This window comes from Pseudomonas sp. NPDC087804 (assembly GCF_044742965.1).
Lineage (GTDB): Bacteria > Pseudomonadota > Gammaproteobacteria > Pseudomonadales > Pseudomonadaceae > Aquipseudomonas > Aquipseudomonas rustica.
On sequence record NZ_JBIUVN010000028.1, the window covers coordinates 1 to 15,964 of the forward strand.

Sequence of the window (15,964 nt, forward strand, 5' to 3'; positions counted from 1 at the left end):
TGCACCGTGTCGCCCGCTTCGCCGATGTCCCTGAAGACCGTGGCCTGCAAGTTGAAATCGGCGACTGCAAGATCGTTTTGCTGCGTGCCGGAGGCCAGCTACGCGCGTTTCAGGGCGAATGCCCACACGCCGGCGCGCCGCTGGCTGACGGCGCGTTGTGTCACGGACGGCTGATTTGCCCGTGGCACAAGGCCGCTTTTCGCGCGGAGGACGGCGCGTTGTGCGAGCCACCAGCGCTCGACAGTCTCAAGCGTTATCCATTGGAATTGCGTGGCGATGAGGTTTGGGTCGATGACCAAGCGCTGGCTGATCCGCACACGCCGCCGGCCGACGATGCGCGCACTTTCGTGATTGTCGGCGCGGGGGCAGCAGGCACCGCGTGTGCGGCGGCTTTGAGGGAAAAGGGTTTTGGTGGCCGCATCGTGATGATCGACCGCGTACCCGACGCCGGTTACGACCGCACCGTGCTGAGCAAATTTGTCCTCGCCGGGGACATGCCGCCGGAAGAAACACCGCCGCTGCGTGATGAAATTTTCTATAAAGAGCAGCGCATCGAACGTCTGCAAAGCGAAATCACTGACATAAATGCCGGGACTAAAACACTGCACCTCAATGACGGCCAAACGTTGAGTTACGACGCCGCAGTATTGGCCACTGGCGGCGAACCCAATCCACTGGAATTGCCCGGCGCTGACCTGCCACAAGTTTTCGTCCTGCGCTCAAAAGCCCAGGCCGAACAGATCATGAAAGCGGTCAGCCCCGATCAACGCGCGGTAATCATCGGCGACAGCTTTATCGCCCTCGAATGCGCCTCGGCCCTGCGCCAGCACGGTCTCGACGTCACGGTGCTGGCGCGCCACGAGATACCTTTCGCGGCGCAATTCGGCGAGGCGGTGGGCAAAGCGATCCGCGCGCTGCATGAAGAAAAAGGCGTGAAATTCATCACCGATCATGAGGCGACAGAGATTATTGGCGACGGCAAAGTCGAGGCGGTGCTGCTGGACAACGGACTGCGCATTTCAGCCGATCTGGTACTGGCGGGTATTGGCGTGCACCCGGCGACCGAGGCGTTCGCGTCACTGCCGAGGGAAAAGGATAAATCTTTGCGCGTTGATGACGGCATGCGCGTTACCGAAGGACTGTGGGCGATTGGCGACATCGCCACCTTCCCGCTGCACGGCCAGCCACAACGCATCGAACACTGGCGCCTGGCTCAGCAACATGCGCGCATCGCGGCGGCCAATATGCTTGGCGGCGAGGAGCATTATCTGGACGTGCCGTTTTTCTGGACGTGGCATTTCGGCAAGAATTACGACTACCTCGGACACGCCGAGCATTGGGATGAAGTCGAGTTTCTTGGCGAGCCGGAGCATCCGCCGTTTATTGGGTTGTTCGGCAGAAACGGCATTCTGGTCGCCGCGGTGGCTTGCGAAAAGGAACGAGCGATGGCAATGCTCGCCGAACGCATGAAACAACCGCTGATGATGGAAGAAGCTTGGGCCCTCATCCAGATCTGATCACCGATCCCGTGTCCCGTGTAGGAGCTGCCGAAGGCTGCGATCTTTTGATCTTTAAAATCAAAAGATCGCAGCCTTCGGCAGCTCCTACAGGTGCTTCGAGCTTTGATCGTTCCCACGCTCCAGCGTGGGTATGCAGCCCGTGACGCTCCGCGTCACTGGACGCGGAGCGTCCCAAGAGGCATTCCCACGCTCCAGCGTGGGAACGATCGAAGCACTGGGTTACCGGGTCAAAGGCTCGCGATTGTCGTCATCTTCGGCATGCAGAAAGATCACCCGGGGGTGCTCCAACGGTGCCAGCGGCGCTGGCAATTCGGCCTGTTTGACTGGCCAGAAATGCGTCACCACATGGCTGATGTCGCCATCCTGATCGTTGTGAATGGTCATCACACCCGGTGTGCGCAATTTTTGGAAACGGTCATCGCACAGCTTGAAGCTCTTGCTCAGCCCTTCATCGTCAATCACCGGCGACGGCAAACGACGCTGGGCGAAGCTGCGACTTTTACGCTGTTGATAGCGCGCCCAGGAAATCAGCACCACCGCGTTGACCAACGCAATCCACATGTAGATCTGCAACGTGCCCAGCGCATCGAACGCCGAGTTGTCGATACGCGGCGCGCCCGCATGCGTCTCGATCAACGGCCACAATCCGCGAATCAGCAGATACAGCAGGCCAACCCACGCCAACACGGTGAGGATCACGTCGATCACTACCAGGAATGGCCGCTGGCGAGTCCGGATGATTTTCATTTGATGACCTCTTCTTCGTCGTCGCCGAGCGGTTTGATGCCCCGGTCAGGGCTGACCCAACGCGCACGTTTCTGATGTTGGCCGAACAGTACTTTCGGAAAACTGACCAGCGTGGTCAGCAGGCTGATGAGCCAGAACACCAATGGATACCAGACCACCCAGAACATGGTCTTGCCCAGACCCGGCTCATAGCGGCGGTCGATGATGATGCTGACTGCGAACTGCACCAGGCAGACGAAAGCCAACAGCAAACCGGTGAACGCCGGCGGCATCAGGTGATCCACCGCGATGGCTTCCGGCATGACCACGAATTTGCCAACGCCCCAGAAAATCACCGACAGCAGAAAGGTGAACGCCCAACCGGTCGACAGGCAGTATTCGAACAGCAGCGGCCACAGGTAACGATGGCGGTACTGCCAGATGCCGCGAATGTTTTTGAACAGCACTTCTGCGCCGCCCTGAGCCCAACGCAGACGTTGCTTCCACAAGCCGCCGAGGGTTTCCGGCATGAGAATCCAGCACAGCGCGCGCGGCTCGTAAAAGATGCTCCAGTGATCGAGTTGCAGCTTCCAGCTGATGTCGATGTCTTCGGTGATCATGTCCGGGCTCCAGTAGCCCACCCGGTTCAGCGCGGTACGGCGGAACGCGACGATCACACCGGACACGGTGAAGATCCGCCCGAACACCCGTTGCGTGCGTTTGATCAAACCGATAATCGAAGAGAACTCGCCAACCTGCACTCGCCCGACCAGCGTCGAACGTGTGCGGATCCGTGGGTTGCCGGTGACCGCGCCAAGGCGTGCGTTGTCCAGCATCGGCGCAACCAGATAGGCCGCGGTGTTCGGCGCCAACAGCGCGTCACCGTCAATGCACACCAGATATTCACTGCGCGCGGCAATTGCGCCCATGCGCAGGGCGACAGCCTTGCCCTGGTTTTCCGCCAGGTGAAGAACACGCAGGCGCGGATCTTCCTTGGCCAACGCGTCGAGCACTTGCGCGGTGTTGTCCTTGGAGCCGTCGTTGATCGCGATGACTTCGATGTTCGGATAATGCTGAGCCAGCGCCGCGTGGATCGTGTCGGCGGCGTTCTCACCTTCGTTGTAGCAAGGGATCAGGATCGAGATCAGCGGCTCGCCTTCCAGTGGCGGCGGCAGGGTGTCGTCCTTCCACGGCCAGTGGCGTTCCCAGTGCAGCCAGAAATACAGGCCACCGGCAATCCACAACCCGGACATGAACAACGGGTAGAAGAACACGAAGTCCATCAGGAACTGCCCGGTCACCAGGAAGATCAGCCCCAGCGGAACGCCGAGGACGATCGCCAGAACAAGCAGGGCTAACAGTCTATCCAGCATGTTATGGATTCCATTTGTTGGAGAGTGCAGGCCTTACGATTTTCAGGTCTGGCAGGTTGTCGAGGAAGTTGTCCGGGTAGTAACCGAAACTGGTCGCGCCCTGACGCTTGAGACGGCCCATCCAGTCCGCCATCACCGCTGCGTCAATGTCGGCCTGATCCTTTTTCGTCCAGTCCCGTGCCTGCAATTCGAACACCGTGCGATCCAGTGCCCCGGGACGTTTTTTGACGATTTCGACCAGCGCTTCCAGCCACGGCCCGGACTGCGCCTGCGTCTGTTTTTCCATCAACGGCATGGCCATTGGCGCCGTCCAGTCGTAGGTCGCGAGGAAGTCGTCGAGGTTCTGCGCGAACCACGCTTCGCTGGCCGGATTGATCATCGGCTCGGCGAAAATATTGCGCGCGGTCTGCACTTGCGGGCCACGAATGGCGCGGACTTTGGCAGTCAGCTCGTTGGTGAAATCGATAAGGTATTTGCTCTTGAAACGCGTCCAGCGCTGCATCGCCGCCGGATCATCGCGAAGTGCGGCGATCGAACCCGGCAGACCGTTGGCGGCGTAAACCTTCAGCGCCTGCGGGCCGGCGTCTTCGAAATCCGAGAGCACCGCATCGTCGTGATAAATAATGCCGTCGACCGAGGTCAGTCGCGCCACGTCTTCGTAGATTTCACCAATGATCCGCCGCACTTCCGGATCGAACGGCGAAAGGCGTTTGTACTGATCCGGATCGACCGACGTGGTGCCGGTTTTCGGATCCCAGCGCGTCACGCGCGGCAGCTTCGAATCGAGGCCAAAACTCAGCACTGGCATCCACGCAAAGACTTTCACGTGAGCGCGAGTACGCAGTTGCCAGGCGACGCGGTCGAACAGGTCGGCGCGCACTGGCAAATGACGGTTGGGGAAGTACAGTGAATGCACCAGGCCATCGCCCTTCGGATCGGCAAAGGCTTGCAGGAACACCGTGTTGGCCCCGAGGTCAGCCATGCGCTGCACCAGTTTGCCGAGGTTGATGTCCTGTTGCGCCGGATCCGGGTCGTAGACGTTGTCCAGATCGACGTGCACCACGCGCATGGCGAAATCGGACTGCACCGCGACGACGCTGTTGGCGAAATGCTCGCCGTCAGGATCGGAGGCGACGAGGAAGCGCGGGCTGCTCATCAGGTTGTCGAGGGTATCGAGGCCGTCATCGAGGGTCAGGGCCATTTCATAGCCCTGCTCACCGACCACGGTCAGCGAAGTACCGTCCGCCGTGCCGTACGGCCAGACCCAGACCCGTGGTTTCTTGCCGGTGACCTTGCGGATTTTCTCCGAGATGTTGGTTACGTCGGTGCGGATCCGCGCCTGGAAATCGGCCTCGGATTCATAACGTTTGATCACCGGATCGTAGCGACGGGTCGCGGCGGCAGGCTGCATGTTGCCCTGCGGGTTGGCCAGAATGCCTTTGTGGTTGGCGTCGGTGTGCGCAGCGATTTCGACCAGACCGGATTTCGAGATTTCGCGCACCTGATCCCAGGTGAGGAAGTCGGAACGCGCACGCGGTGTGCCGGCGAAATCCACCGGCTGGTTCAGCGGCGTGTCGATCCAGCTGCCGACTGGCGCCAGCAGCGCATGCCAGTTATAGGCGCGCAACACCGGCAGCACGCGGGTGTAGAAGCTCGAATAACCATCGTCGAAGCTGAGCAGAATCGCTTTCGCCGGCAGCTCCGGGCCGCCCTTGCGCGCAGCCATGATCTGGTCGACCGTGACCGGTTTGTAGCCGTTCTCACGCAGCCAGGCGAGTTGCTCGATCATGCGCTCGGTGCGCACGGCCACCACGGCCTGATCGGGATCGCGATCCTCGATATCGTGGTAGGCAATACCGAGTACGTGGTTTTTCGGCCACGGTTTTTCGCTGGCCGCCACCGGACGCTCGGACGGCGGCGCGAAGGCCGGAGCTTGCTGGGCGCAAGCGCTGATCAACAGCACTCCCAGCAGAAGGATGAAACGCGAAATCAAAGGCATCTTCAAACTCTTCTAGAAGCGGAAAGTGAGGTCGACGAGCAGACGCAGATCGGTCTCCCGATCACCGTCGTAGGGCCGGTTGATCACACTGAACAAACCGCCCACCTCGAACACGTCGTTCCAGGCATAGCGTTGGCCGTAGCCGAGCAAGGCCATGCCGCCGGTGCCGTGATCACGCTGGCTGTACGTCCCCGCGCCGGCCTGGAATTGCTGACTCCAGGACGTTTCGTAGCGGTGGTAGAGGACGTGATTGACGTTGACCAGCGGCATCACGCTGAAGTCGGATTTCGGGTTGAAGTACGGCACGTCATCGGACTTCGAGTTGTGGCTGGTGCCGACTTCCAGACCGGCATCGACCTGAATGTTCGGCGCGCTGTAAACGCCTTCGCGGCCGGTGAGCAAGGCTTCGACACGGTCGTTGCCGTCGCTGAAGTGCGACGGGCTCACCGACAGGCGCCACTCGCGGCTTTCGTTGGCGCGCCAGCGAATAAAACCGCTGCCGCCGTTGGCCTTGATGTCGCTGTTGAGCGCGCGCAGCGGTGTTTCAGCCGAGAGGTATTCGAGACTGCCGCCGTACTGCCAGTGGTCGTTGATGTCGCGGGCGATCGCCAGACGCGCGCCCTGTTTGTCGCCGTAGCCGTAATCGTGATTGGAGACTTCGGCTTCGAGGGTCATGTCGCGGGTGCGCCGTTCCAGACCGACACGCTGGAAGCGATGGTTGCCGGTGCCTTCAGCAAAATCACCGGTGGCGTAACCGACGCCCGCAAACACACGCCAATCCTCATCAATCGGCGGGCTGTAAATCGTGCTTTGAATACCGAAGTCGCGGCTGCCACTGACGGCGCCTGCACCGCTGCTGCCGCCACCGTTGGCCTTGCCGCCGTAGGCTTCGACACGCAGTTCGGACATGTCGTGAACTTCACGTTCACGGGCCAGACGCTGCACCTGGCGGTTGTCCGGATAACGTGCGACGACGTCATCGGTCAGCGCATCCATCTGCCGCCATTCCTGCAATTCCATCGCGGTGTGGGCCTGACCGATTTCCAGGCCCATGTCGCGCGGCACCATGCTCTCGGTTTCCTTGAGCTGCATTTCTGCGCGGCGTGGCCAGTTGCGGGCCAGGTACAAATCGGCCTGGGCCAGACGCAAACCGGTATTGCCCGGCGCCTGATCGACCAATGTTTGAAGGCTTTGTTCGCCGTGGGGCAGATCGGAACTGTAGGTGCCGGCCTGCGCTGCGAGTTGTTGCGCGTCCATCCATTCATCGTTCGGGTTGCCGACTGGCAAGCCCTTTAGCTCGATGCGCGGACGCTGCGATTTGGCGGCGTCTTCGGCGACTTTGCGCGCCTCGTCGGCACGGTCACTTTCCAGCAACGCGTAATACAGCGCGGTGCTGTCTTCGAGGCGGTTGCCGACGTCGGCGTCCGGCGCGGCGAGCACTTGGCGATACAGGTCGGTGGCGATTTCCGGCTCACGCTGATCGAGATAAGACGCCGCGACCCAACGCAATGCGTAGGTCGGGATCTGCACGCCTTCGGCTTGCAGCTTTTGATATTCAGCGATGACGTCGGCGGTGCGCGCGCGGGCCTTGAGCGCGCCCATGCGGTCGATGCGCCAGCGGGTCACGTCTTCCTTGGCGCTGGCGTCCGGCGTCCAGGTGGCGAGGAGTTTGTCGTAGTCAGCCAGCGCACGATCGGCGATGACGTAGCGTTCCTTTTCACTGCGACTGGCCATTTCGGCGAGGCGTACACGCTCAGCGGCAAGATCACCTTCGAGGCGACGCAGCGTGACCGGATCAATCAGTCCCGGACGTTGATTGGCCAGGCGCAGCGCGGGCTCTGGCAGACGGGCCTTTTGCAGCGCGACCACATATTCACGGGCAACTTCCGGTTTGTTGCCGGCGCGAATAAAAGCCTGATCGTATTCGAACAGCGCGTCGTACTGTTTGCCCGCGCGATCGAGTGCGTAGCCCAGCGCGAGGCGGCGTGCAGGGTCATCGGGTTTGGCAGCCACCAGCGCTTGGGCGCGCGTCACGGCTTGGTCGGGTTTACCGCCATCCGCTTGCGTCAGCGCCAGGCCCAGTTGCAGGTCGGCGTTATCCGGCTCCAGCGCGAGGGCCTTGTTGTAGACCTGAGTGGCCTGATCCCAACGCTTGAGATTGCGATAGGCACGCGCGGTGGCGGTCAGTGCCTGCACCGGCAGCACGCGGTCGCGGCCGTGGGTTTCATAGACTTGCACAACTTCAGCGTCGAGCCCGGCCCAACTGGCGATTTGCAAGTGATCGCTGATCTGCCCGGTGGTCGACTGACCCGCCGGCACCTGACGCAACACCGTCAGCGCAGGCGTGTACTGCCCGGCCCGGGCATCGCGCACCATCTGATCATAAGGTGTGTCGGCAAACGCCATGACCGGCCAAAGCAATTGGCTGCACAGCGCGACACGGAACAACGGGCGTAAACCACGATGCAATACGGGAACATCAATACGCGGCATTCGTCAGCATCCTTACATGGCCAGCCGGGTCGCAATGCCCTCCTTGCCCATTCGTAACGGTGGCCGAAACTGACAGCCTCGGCCAAGCTTAGTCAGGCAGTCTTGCACGCAAGTGTAGACCAGTATCGAGAACACAATAATTGTTCAGAATCGCTATGGCGGTTCTGCCGAAAAGTCAAAAACCCAAACCCCAGACAGCAAAACGCCCGGCGTCTGTGCGGTACAGAGGCCGGGCGTTGCTATTAAGCGCGCAGAATTACTGCACTTGCGTGACGCCGCCGAACTTGCTCATCAGGAAGCCGACAAACTGCTCAACGGTCATGTTCTGGCCGTTGAATTCGACCTGATTGGCCGCGTAATGCAGCTTGGTCACGACGTTGCTGCCGTCGACGACGGCCAACTGCGAACCGACCGCCATGCCGGCGAACATGTCGGCCGCTTCCTTGGACTGATCAACGATCGCTTTAGCATCGGTCTGGCCGTCGAGTTGCGCCTGCACGCTGAGCAGATCGATCAGCATCGGCTTCGACACCTGAATGTTCAGGTCGAGCAGCGCGATCAGTTGTTTGGCCAGTTGATCCGGTGGCAGATCCATCGATTGCGGCTTGGTCAGGTCGATGACCAGATTGGCCTTGCTCTCACCGTTGGCGGTATTGAACGAGAGGTTTTCCAGCGCAAATTGCGGGCCGGCAGCCAGCAGTTTTTGCAGATCGGCTTTGACTTGCGCGTCTTCCGCTTCGGTCAGGTTCAGCTCTGGCGCTGGCAAGCCTTGCGCGGCAGCCTCGGCGGCGGCTTTTTCGTACGGCTGCAGCTTGGTCTGGTAGATCTGCATCAACGACAGGGTCGACGGGATGTCGAGGTTTTTCAGGCTCATGGCCAGGTTCGCCGAGCCGATTTTCTTGTCGTTGAACGACACTTCGCCAATCTTGTAGTCGGCGCGACCGGAGGCGTTGCTGCCGTTTTCTTCGGTGAGGTTCTTCATTTCGAAGTTCTTCACGCCGAGCACCGACTGCTTCGGTCCGAAGGTCGATTTGCTGCTGGTCAGCTCGATGGTGTTTTCGCCGGTGTAGTAGCCGTAGGTGCTTTTGGCGAGGTTGCTGGCCAGGGTCAGACCGTTGAGCTCGATCTGTACCGGCGCCTGATCTTCAGCCACGGTCACCAGTTTCAGGTTGTCCATGTAGCCGTTGGCCTTGACCTTCTGCGCCTTGGCGTTGGCGGCGATGTCCATGTTCAGGCCGGAGAATTTCAGGCTCGATTTGTCGTCCAGCGCGGTTTCAAACGGCACCAGTTCGAGGGTGCTGTTGGTCGATTCGTCGTAGCCGATGCTGGTCACGCCTTTGAGCGGCGCGGCGCCTTTGGTGGCGGCAAACCATTTTTCGGTGGCGGCGTTTTTTTCCAGCTCGTAGTTGCTGGTGGCCATGACCGGCAGCCATTTCAGCGACAGCAGACGCGAGAACGGCAGCGGGCCGTGTTCGATGTGGTCAACGAAGAGCAACTCGACCGGCGCGTCGCCGAACATCTCGCCTTCGCCTTTCAGGCGATAGTGCGCGGTGCTGGTGAAGGTGTGGCGATCCAGCGACACCAGTTCCAGCGACGCGGTGCCGTTGGAGCCGGCCATGGCGGTTTGCAGTTCTTTGTTGGCGTTGCTGACGGCGTCGTTCAACACGCCTTCGATTTTGGTCCCGGTGTACCAGGCCCCGCCTACGCTGATCGCGCCGATGGCAACAACAATTCCGAGAAGCACGCCTGCTGATTTATTCATGAATGACCTGATCGATTTCCGTGGCTGTGAGTGTGGTCGTCTTCCCTGAACCCGTGACCGGGTTGCGGCTCGACTCCGCTTAATTCAGCGGTGGAGATTAGCACCGGGCGCGGGAAGTGACCCAATGATTAAAGGTGAAAGAGTGTCTATGGACACTCGGGAAAGCAAAAAGATCGCAGCCTGCGGCAGCTCCTACAGGGAAACGCGTTCCAATGTAGGAGCTGCCGCAGGCTGCGATCTTTTGCTGTTCAGGAATACTGAACCTCAATCTCATCCAACTGATGATCAAAGCTCTTCAGCCGCGCCGTCCAGGTATAAACGAGCACTTCAAAATCCCGATCAATCACCGCCCCACCCGGCCCATCGGCGCGTGGGTCGCAGAAATCCAGCTGATAACGCTCACGGGCCATGGCCGTGGCGACATCGGAGAGTTCGCGGGCGTTGTTGAGCCAGTGCCAGCCCTCGCCATCAATCTGCTTGTCGAGTTCCAGGCACTGTTTTTTCAGCGCTTCGAGGCTTTTTTCCAGCGGCGTGCCGGTGAGTTCGCCCATGACTTCGGCGAACGTTCGGCCCGGTTGCCAGTAGCTGCCCCAGAAATACCGGTCGAACACGGTTTCGACCCGGCGCAGGGCGACTTTGGTGTCCCAGATCTGCACCAAGGTCTTGCCACGTTCCAGCTGGCGTTTTTTCACCCGCTGAACCTGTATCGACGCCCACGCCACACCGACGATCGCCATGACCGCGATCAGCGCCGTCACGCTGTCGAGAAAGATCATGGCCTTGTCGATCTGATGGGCCAGCATGATGCCGTAGAAATAGGTGGCCGACAGCAGCACCAGCGCTGCAAGGGCGCACCAGAAGCCGAGAGCGTAAGGGTTTTTCATTATTGGTTTCCCCTAGACCAGCGCTAGCAATGTGCGCTGGAAGGGTGCTTTGCACGGGGCGCCCTTCCAACACTTCAAAGCATAGCAACGGCCTCAGGGTTTGCCGGGGCTTGGAGCGTGCGTTCGTCCGCTTTCCCAACCGCCGCCGAGGGCGAGGAACAAATCGATCTGGCTCATCGCAACTTGAGTGTTGGCGGCGGCCAGTTGCGCGGTGACATCGGTGTAGGTGCGGGTCGCTTGCAGATCCGCCAGGAACGACTCGCGGCCGGCCTGGAAGAAGCGGTGCGTCTGGTCGGCGGCGAGTTTCGCCGACTGCTCGGCATCGGCCAGCGCATCGCGGCGTTGCAGCAGCGCGCTGTACTGCGCGAGGCCGGTCTGGGTTTCGCGAATGGCGTTGAGCACCACGCCGTCGAAGTGCGCCAGCGCGCCTTGGGTGGTCGCTTCGGCTTCACGGATGCGCGCACGGGCGCCGTTGGTCGGCACTTTCCAGCTCAGCGACGGGCCGAAACCCCAGCGATTGGTCGACGGATCACCGAGGTCGTCGATGATGCCGACGGTGCCGATGGTCGCGCCGATGCTGATGTCCGGGTACAACTCGCCAGTGGCGACGCCGATTCCGGCAGTCGCGGCGGCCAGACGTCGTTCAGCCTGACGAATGTCCGGACGACGCTTGAGCAGTGCGGCGCCATCACCGACCGGCACCAATTGAGCGATTTTCGGCAGTTCGGCGCAGGTCGCAGTGCCTGCCGGCAATTGATCGACCGGTTTCGCCAGCAGCATCGACAGTCGGAACAACCCGGCCTGACGCGCCGCTTCATAGCGCGGCATGTCGGCGCGCAGGGATTTGAATTGGGTTTGCGAACGGGTGACCTGGGTTTCGTCGCCACGGCCGGCGTCGCGCAGACGCTGGATCAGCGTGGTGCCTTGCGATTGCAGGTCGAGGGAATGCTGAGCGATTTCGCGTTCTTCGTTGGCCGCGCAGACTTGCGTGTAAGCGCGAACCACGTCCGCGACCAAGGTGATGCGTGCGGTGTCAGCGGCGGCTTGCGTTGCGTCGGCGTTGGCCTTGGCGCCTTCTATGCCGCGCTGCAAGGTGCCCCACAGATCGAATTGGTAAGAAGCGCTGATGCCGATGTCGCCGATATTGGCCACCGGGACTTTTTCCGGCAGCAAAAACGCCTGTCCGGATTCCTGCAAACGCTCGGCGCCCATTTTCACGCCAGCGCTCCAGCCACCGGCCGCTTCGGCTTCATCGACCTGAGCGCGGGCGCGTTGCAAATTAGCCGCCGCAACACGCAGATCGGTGTTGGACGCCATCGCTTGCTGCACCAGCTGATCGAGGCGCGGGTCTTTATACAGTCGCCACCAATCCGCCGGCACCGGCGCCGAGACCACAGGCTTACCGTCGACGGCCAGTTCGCCCTGAAAGTCCTTGCGCTGAACCGCCGAATTCTCAGGCACGTGATAGTCCGGCCCGACCATCTGACAAGCCGACAACATCACGCCCAACCCGACGATCATCAGGGCCCTGCTCATTGCGCGGGCTCCTGCTTTTTATCGTCGACCTTTGAGTCTTCGATGATCGATACCGTGGCAGTGCGCCCGGCGATCATGCGGAAATCTTCCGGCACGTCATCAAAAGCGATCCGCACTGGAATCCGCTGCGCCAGCCGTACCCAACTGAATGCCGGATTGACGTTCGGCAGCAGGTTGCTGCCGCTGGTGCGGTCGCGATCTTCGATGCCGGCGACGATGCTTTCGACATGTCCGCGCAATTTCGCACGGTCGCCGATCACACGGATATCCACCGACTGGCCGACATGAATGCCGTCGAGTTTGGTCTCTTCGAAATAACCGTCGATGTGGAACGAGTTGCTGTCGACCACCGACAACACCGGGCGCCCGGCGGTGACGAATTCCTGCGGACGCGGCGCGCGGTCGTTGACGTAACCGTCGACCGGGCTGCGAATCACCGAACGGTCGAGGTTGAGCTGAGCGCTGTCCACCGCAACTGTGGCTTCGGCCAGTGCCGATTGCGCACGGGCCACACGCGACTGGCTTTCTTCCAGTTGCTCGGCCGGCACCAGGTTACCGAGGCCACGGTTACGTTTGGCTTCGCGCTGAGCCTGAGCGAGGGTTTCTTCGCGATCAGCCACAGCCGCTTTGGCCTGACGCAGGGCCAGTTTGAAGCGATCCTGGTCGATGCTGAACAGCACCTGGCCGCGCTTGATCAACTGGTTGTCTTTCACTTCAACCTGCTGGATCAGCCCGGACACGTCCGGGGCGATCTGGATGATGTCGGCGCGAATGTGGCCGTCACGGGTCCACGGCGCGAACATGTAATACATCACCATGCGCCAGACGAGGACAACGGCAAAAGTCACGATCAGCAGGGTCAGTACCACGCGACCGATGGTCAAAAACGGTTTTTTCATGTCATCAGGTATCGACTGAGTGAGTCCACGCCGTACAGAAGTACCGCGTAGAGCGCCACGTTGAACAATGCCCGGTGCCAGACCAGACGGTAAAAGTGCACGCGCGTAAGCACGGCATGCACCAACAAAAACAGCACATAAGTGATGCCCATCAACACCAGCAAGGTCGGCAGGAAAATGCCGCTGATGTCCAGATCACCAATCATAGGGGCGCTCCATCTGGCAGCGGTTCTTCGGGCTCGGCGCTGGAAACGAATTCGACGCCGGGCAGCAACGCCAGACGCAAACCGCTCAAGGCGTGCAACAGGTTTAGCCGGGTTTCATCATCGCCGTGGCCATTGAGTGCGCGGCGGGTGCGATCCAGAGTCATCAGCAGCGGGGCCGGCGCCGGCAAGCGTTCGCCGGCCTTGAGGCAAGCGCGGAAATACTCACCGACTTCACTGACCACCTGCTGCAACAAAGCGTTCGGCGCGCCAGTCACCCGTGGCGTGTAGGCGAGCAAATCGAGCAGGTTCAGACCGACGCGCACTTCGCGCATGGCGATGCCGGTGTCCTGCCCGGTGAGAGCCAGACGCGGCAGGTGCTGCATCAGTCGATCGAGCAACTGCACACCCAATTTGCGGTGCTTGGCGAGGTTGGCCGGCTCGGTCATGTGGACGATGTCTTTCCAACTGAAACGGGTCAGGCGTTTCGCTGCCAATTCGGCACCAAACGGCCGCGCCACCAGCGTCCAGATAAACGCGAACAGCAGACCGATCGGCCCCGCCAGGTTGGAGTTCACGAAAGCGAAAAAGTCCGCATCGTAAGCGCCCTGAATACTGATGAACGACGAGGTGTTGACCAGCGTCAGCAGCATGCCAAGGTAGAAGCGCGGCTGCACCGTCAGCGTGCCGACGCAGATAAACGGGATGGAAAACGCCAGCACCAGCATCGGGAAGTCGTGCAGGTTGGGCAGAATCAAAAACAGATAAAGGCTGGCGAACAGTACCGACATGCCGGTCCAGAAAAAGAACCGGTAAATCTGCGGCGCCGGGTCGTCCATCGAGGCGAAGAAACTGCACGCCACCGCCGCCAGAATCACCGCGCTGCCGCCGTCCGGCCAGCCGAGCAGAATCCACAGCACCGAGGCGGTGATGATCGCCAGAATGGTCGAGGCCACCGAGTAGAGCATCAGCCCACGGTCGATAAACGGCGTCAGCCGACCCAATCGCCAATGCCGGTAAACCGCGCGCCAGTTGTCTTGGCGCTCGCAGACAATCGCGTCCTGCAGGCTGCGGCAGTCCTGCCACAAATCGATGAATTCGCCGAGGCGATAAATCGAGTTGGAGAACAGCAGTTGCCGGCGATCTTCCAGTGCTTCGGCACTCGGTTGCAGGGCTTCGAGCTGATCTTTCAGCGCTTGCCAGCGGTCGAGATCGGCGTCTTCATGACCGAGCCATTCGCGGGTCGCGGCCAGCAGCGGTTCGAATTTTTCCACCAGCTCAGGCGTGCGCCGTTCGAGGGCGTAGAGCGAGTCTTCCAGCGCATCGATCACCGGTAATAGATGAATCATGCGCCCGCGCAATTCTTTGGTGTTGCGCACGGTTTGCGGTCGCGAGCCTTCGTGGGGCAACTGGCCGATCATCAATTCGAGGCTGTTGAAGTTGGCGACCATGGCCATGCGCAGCGCGGTGACTTCTTCGGGCTGCACGTCGCGACTGAGGAATTTCAGGCTGTAGGTTGTCGCGTCGGCGAACCACTTGCTCACGGCATCGTTGAACACCGGCGCCAAGCGGCGCGGCCAGAACATTGCGCCGACCACGGCGGCGACGGCGATGCCGAGGAAAATTTCCTCAGTACGCGCCTCGGCCACGTCCCACACCGCCAGCGGGTTATCCACCACCGGCAAGGCAATCAGCGGCAACGTGTAACCGGCGAGCATCAACGCGTAGCTGTTGGCGGTGCGCAAATGCAGGGACATGAACAACAGAATGCCCGTCCACAGCGCGATGACCACCACCAGCACATACGGGCTCTGCACGAACATCGGCACGAAAAACACTGCCGCCGCCGCACCGAGAAAAGTGCCAATCGCACGGTATAACGCTTTCGAGCTGGTCGGGCCGAGGAACGGGCTGGAGACGATGTACACCGTCGCCATCGCCCAATACGGACGCGGCATTTGCATAAGCAAGGCGATGTACAGCGCGATCATCGACGCTGCAAAAGTCCGCACCCCGTAGAACCAGTCCCGGGCCGGCGGAATGCCGGAGAAAAAACCGTTCAAGAATTAACCACCAATGGCGGGTTGGCCGCCTCAAAAGCTCTGAGTACCCGAAGCGTAGCTTCCAGATCGCTCTGGTCGATGCCCTCAAGCACTTCATGACGCAGACGCACCAGTTCGATCTCCACCGCTTGCACCAGTTCACGGCCGGTATCGGTCAGGCTGAGGCACTTGGCGCGGCGATCATGGGCATCTTCGGTACGGCAGACGTAACCCGAATGACACAACTGATCGAGCAGACGCACCAGCGACGGACTCTCCATCCCGGCCGCCTGCGCCACCTGCACCTGCCGTACACCCTCGCCCAAACGGCCGATCATCAAGAGCGGCACGGCGCAGGCTTCGGAGATTCCATAATTGACCAGCGTGGTCTGGCAGATCTTCCGCCAATGCCTGGCGGCCACCACCATGGCACTGCTGATGTTCATCTGGAGAGCGTCGAGATCGTTCGGCACGAGAAAATGCACACTGTTAGTTTGCTAACTATCAATATCGCATTGGAGGGGAAT

At 60.8% G+C, this 15,964-nt stretch carries 12 protein-coding genes; 1 reads left to right on the forward strand and 11 read right to left on the reverse strand.

The genetic code is table 11. The features are described from left to right. On the forward strand, positions 1 to 1,517 hold a 1,517-nt coding region (locus tag ACIOMO_RS23510; protein ID WP_401243866.1), incomplete at its 5' end, for an FAD-dependent oxidoreductase. A 222-nt stretch (positions 1,518 to 1,739) separates the two neighbouring features. Here the strand turns inward: ACIOMO_RS23510 and pgaD are convergent. The 11 genes from pgaD to ACIOMO_RS23565 all read right to left on the reverse strand — a co-directional run bounded on the left by pgaD (position 1,740) and on the right by ACIOMO_RS23565 (position 15,883). Beyond that, positions 1,740 to 2,267: a poly-beta-1,6-N-acetyl-D-glucosamine biosynthesis protein PgaD gene (pgaD, locus tag ACIOMO_RS23515; protein WP_212546339.1), complete on the reverse strand. Its 528-nt coding sequence runs from the start codon at positions 2,265 to 2,267 to the stop codon at positions 1,740 to 1,742. Continuing rightward, complete coding sequence (gene pgaC, locus ACIOMO_RS23520) at positions 2,264 to 3,619, reverse strand: poly-beta-1,6-N-acetyl-D-glucosamine synthase (protein ID WP_401243868.1); 1,356 nt, start codon at positions 3,617 to 3,619, stop codon at positions 2,264 to 2,266. Before pgaC ends, pgaD begins: the two co-directional genes overlap by 4 nt. 1 nt (position 3,620) lies before the next feature. Beyond that, positions 3,621 to 5,618, reverse strand: coding sequence for a poly-beta-1,6-N-acetyl-D-glucosamine N-deacetylase PgaB (pgaB, locus tag ACIOMO_RS23525; protein WP_401243870.1), 1,998 nt, complete (start codon positions 5,616 to 5,618; stop codon positions 3,621 to 3,623). A 12-nt stretch (positions 5,619 to 5,630) separates the two neighbouring features. After that, complete coding sequence (gene pgaA, locus ACIOMO_RS23530) at positions 5,631 to 8,111, reverse strand: poly-beta-1,6 N-acetyl-D-glucosamine export porin PgaA (protein ID WP_401243872.1); 2,481 nt, start codon at positions 8,109 to 8,111, stop codon at positions 5,631 to 5,633. Between the two features lie 256 nt (positions 8,112 to 8,367). Continuing rightward, positions 8,368 to 9,873: a YdgA family protein gene (locus ACIOMO_RS23535; RefSeq protein WP_401243874.1), complete on the reverse strand. Its 1,506-nt coding sequence runs from the start codon at positions 9,871 to 9,873 to the stop codon at positions 8,368 to 8,370. 248 nt (positions 9,874 to 10,121) lie between these two features. Next, complete coding sequence (locus tag ACIOMO_RS23540) at positions 10,122 to 10,757, reverse strand: NADH:ubiquinone oxidoreductase subunit N (RefSeq protein WP_400646045.1); 636 nt, start codon at positions 10,755 to 10,757, stop codon at positions 10,122 to 10,124. Between the two features lie 93 nt (positions 10,758 to 10,850). Beyond that, the gene (locus ACIOMO_RS23545) at positions 10,851 to 12,293 is read right to left on the reverse strand and encodes an efflux transporter outer membrane subunit (protein WP_401243875.1); all 1,443 of its coding nucleotides are present in this window, start codon (positions 12,291 to 12,293) and stop codon (positions 10,851 to 10,853) included. Then, positions 12,290 to 13,192 carry an HlyD family secretion protein gene (locus tag ACIOMO_RS23550; RefSeq protein WP_053116451.1) on the reverse strand — a complete coding sequence of 301 codons (903 nt, stop codon included), beginning with the start codon at positions 13,190 to 13,192 and terminating at the stop codon, positions 12,290 to 12,292. Before ACIOMO_RS23550 ends, ACIOMO_RS23545 begins: the two co-directional genes overlap by 4 nt. Next, positions 13,189 to 13,398, reverse strand: a complete 210-nt coding sequence (locus ACIOMO_RS23555) for a DUF1656 domain-containing protein (RefSeq protein ID WP_007917703.1) — start codon at positions 13,396 to 13,398, stop codon at positions 13,189 to 13,191. The genes ACIOMO_RS23550 and ACIOMO_RS23555 overlap by 4 nt, the downstream gene beginning before the upstream one ends. Further along, positions 13,395 to 15,458: an FUSC family protein gene (locus ACIOMO_RS23560; protein ID WP_401243876.1), complete on the reverse strand. Its 2,064-nt coding sequence runs from the start codon at positions 15,456 to 15,458 to the stop codon at positions 13,395 to 13,397. Before ACIOMO_RS23560 ends, ACIOMO_RS23555 begins: the two co-directional genes overlap by 4 nt. Beyond that, on the reverse strand, positions 15,455 to 15,883 hold the full coding sequence (locus ACIOMO_RS23565; protein WP_008080307.1) for a MarR family winged helix-turn-helix transcriptional regulator: 429 nt from the start codon (positions 15,881 to 15,883) through the stop codon (positions 15,455 to 15,457). Before ACIOMO_RS23565 ends, ACIOMO_RS23560 begins: the two co-directional genes overlap by 4 nt. Positions 15,884 to 15,964 lie beyond the last annotated feature (81 nt).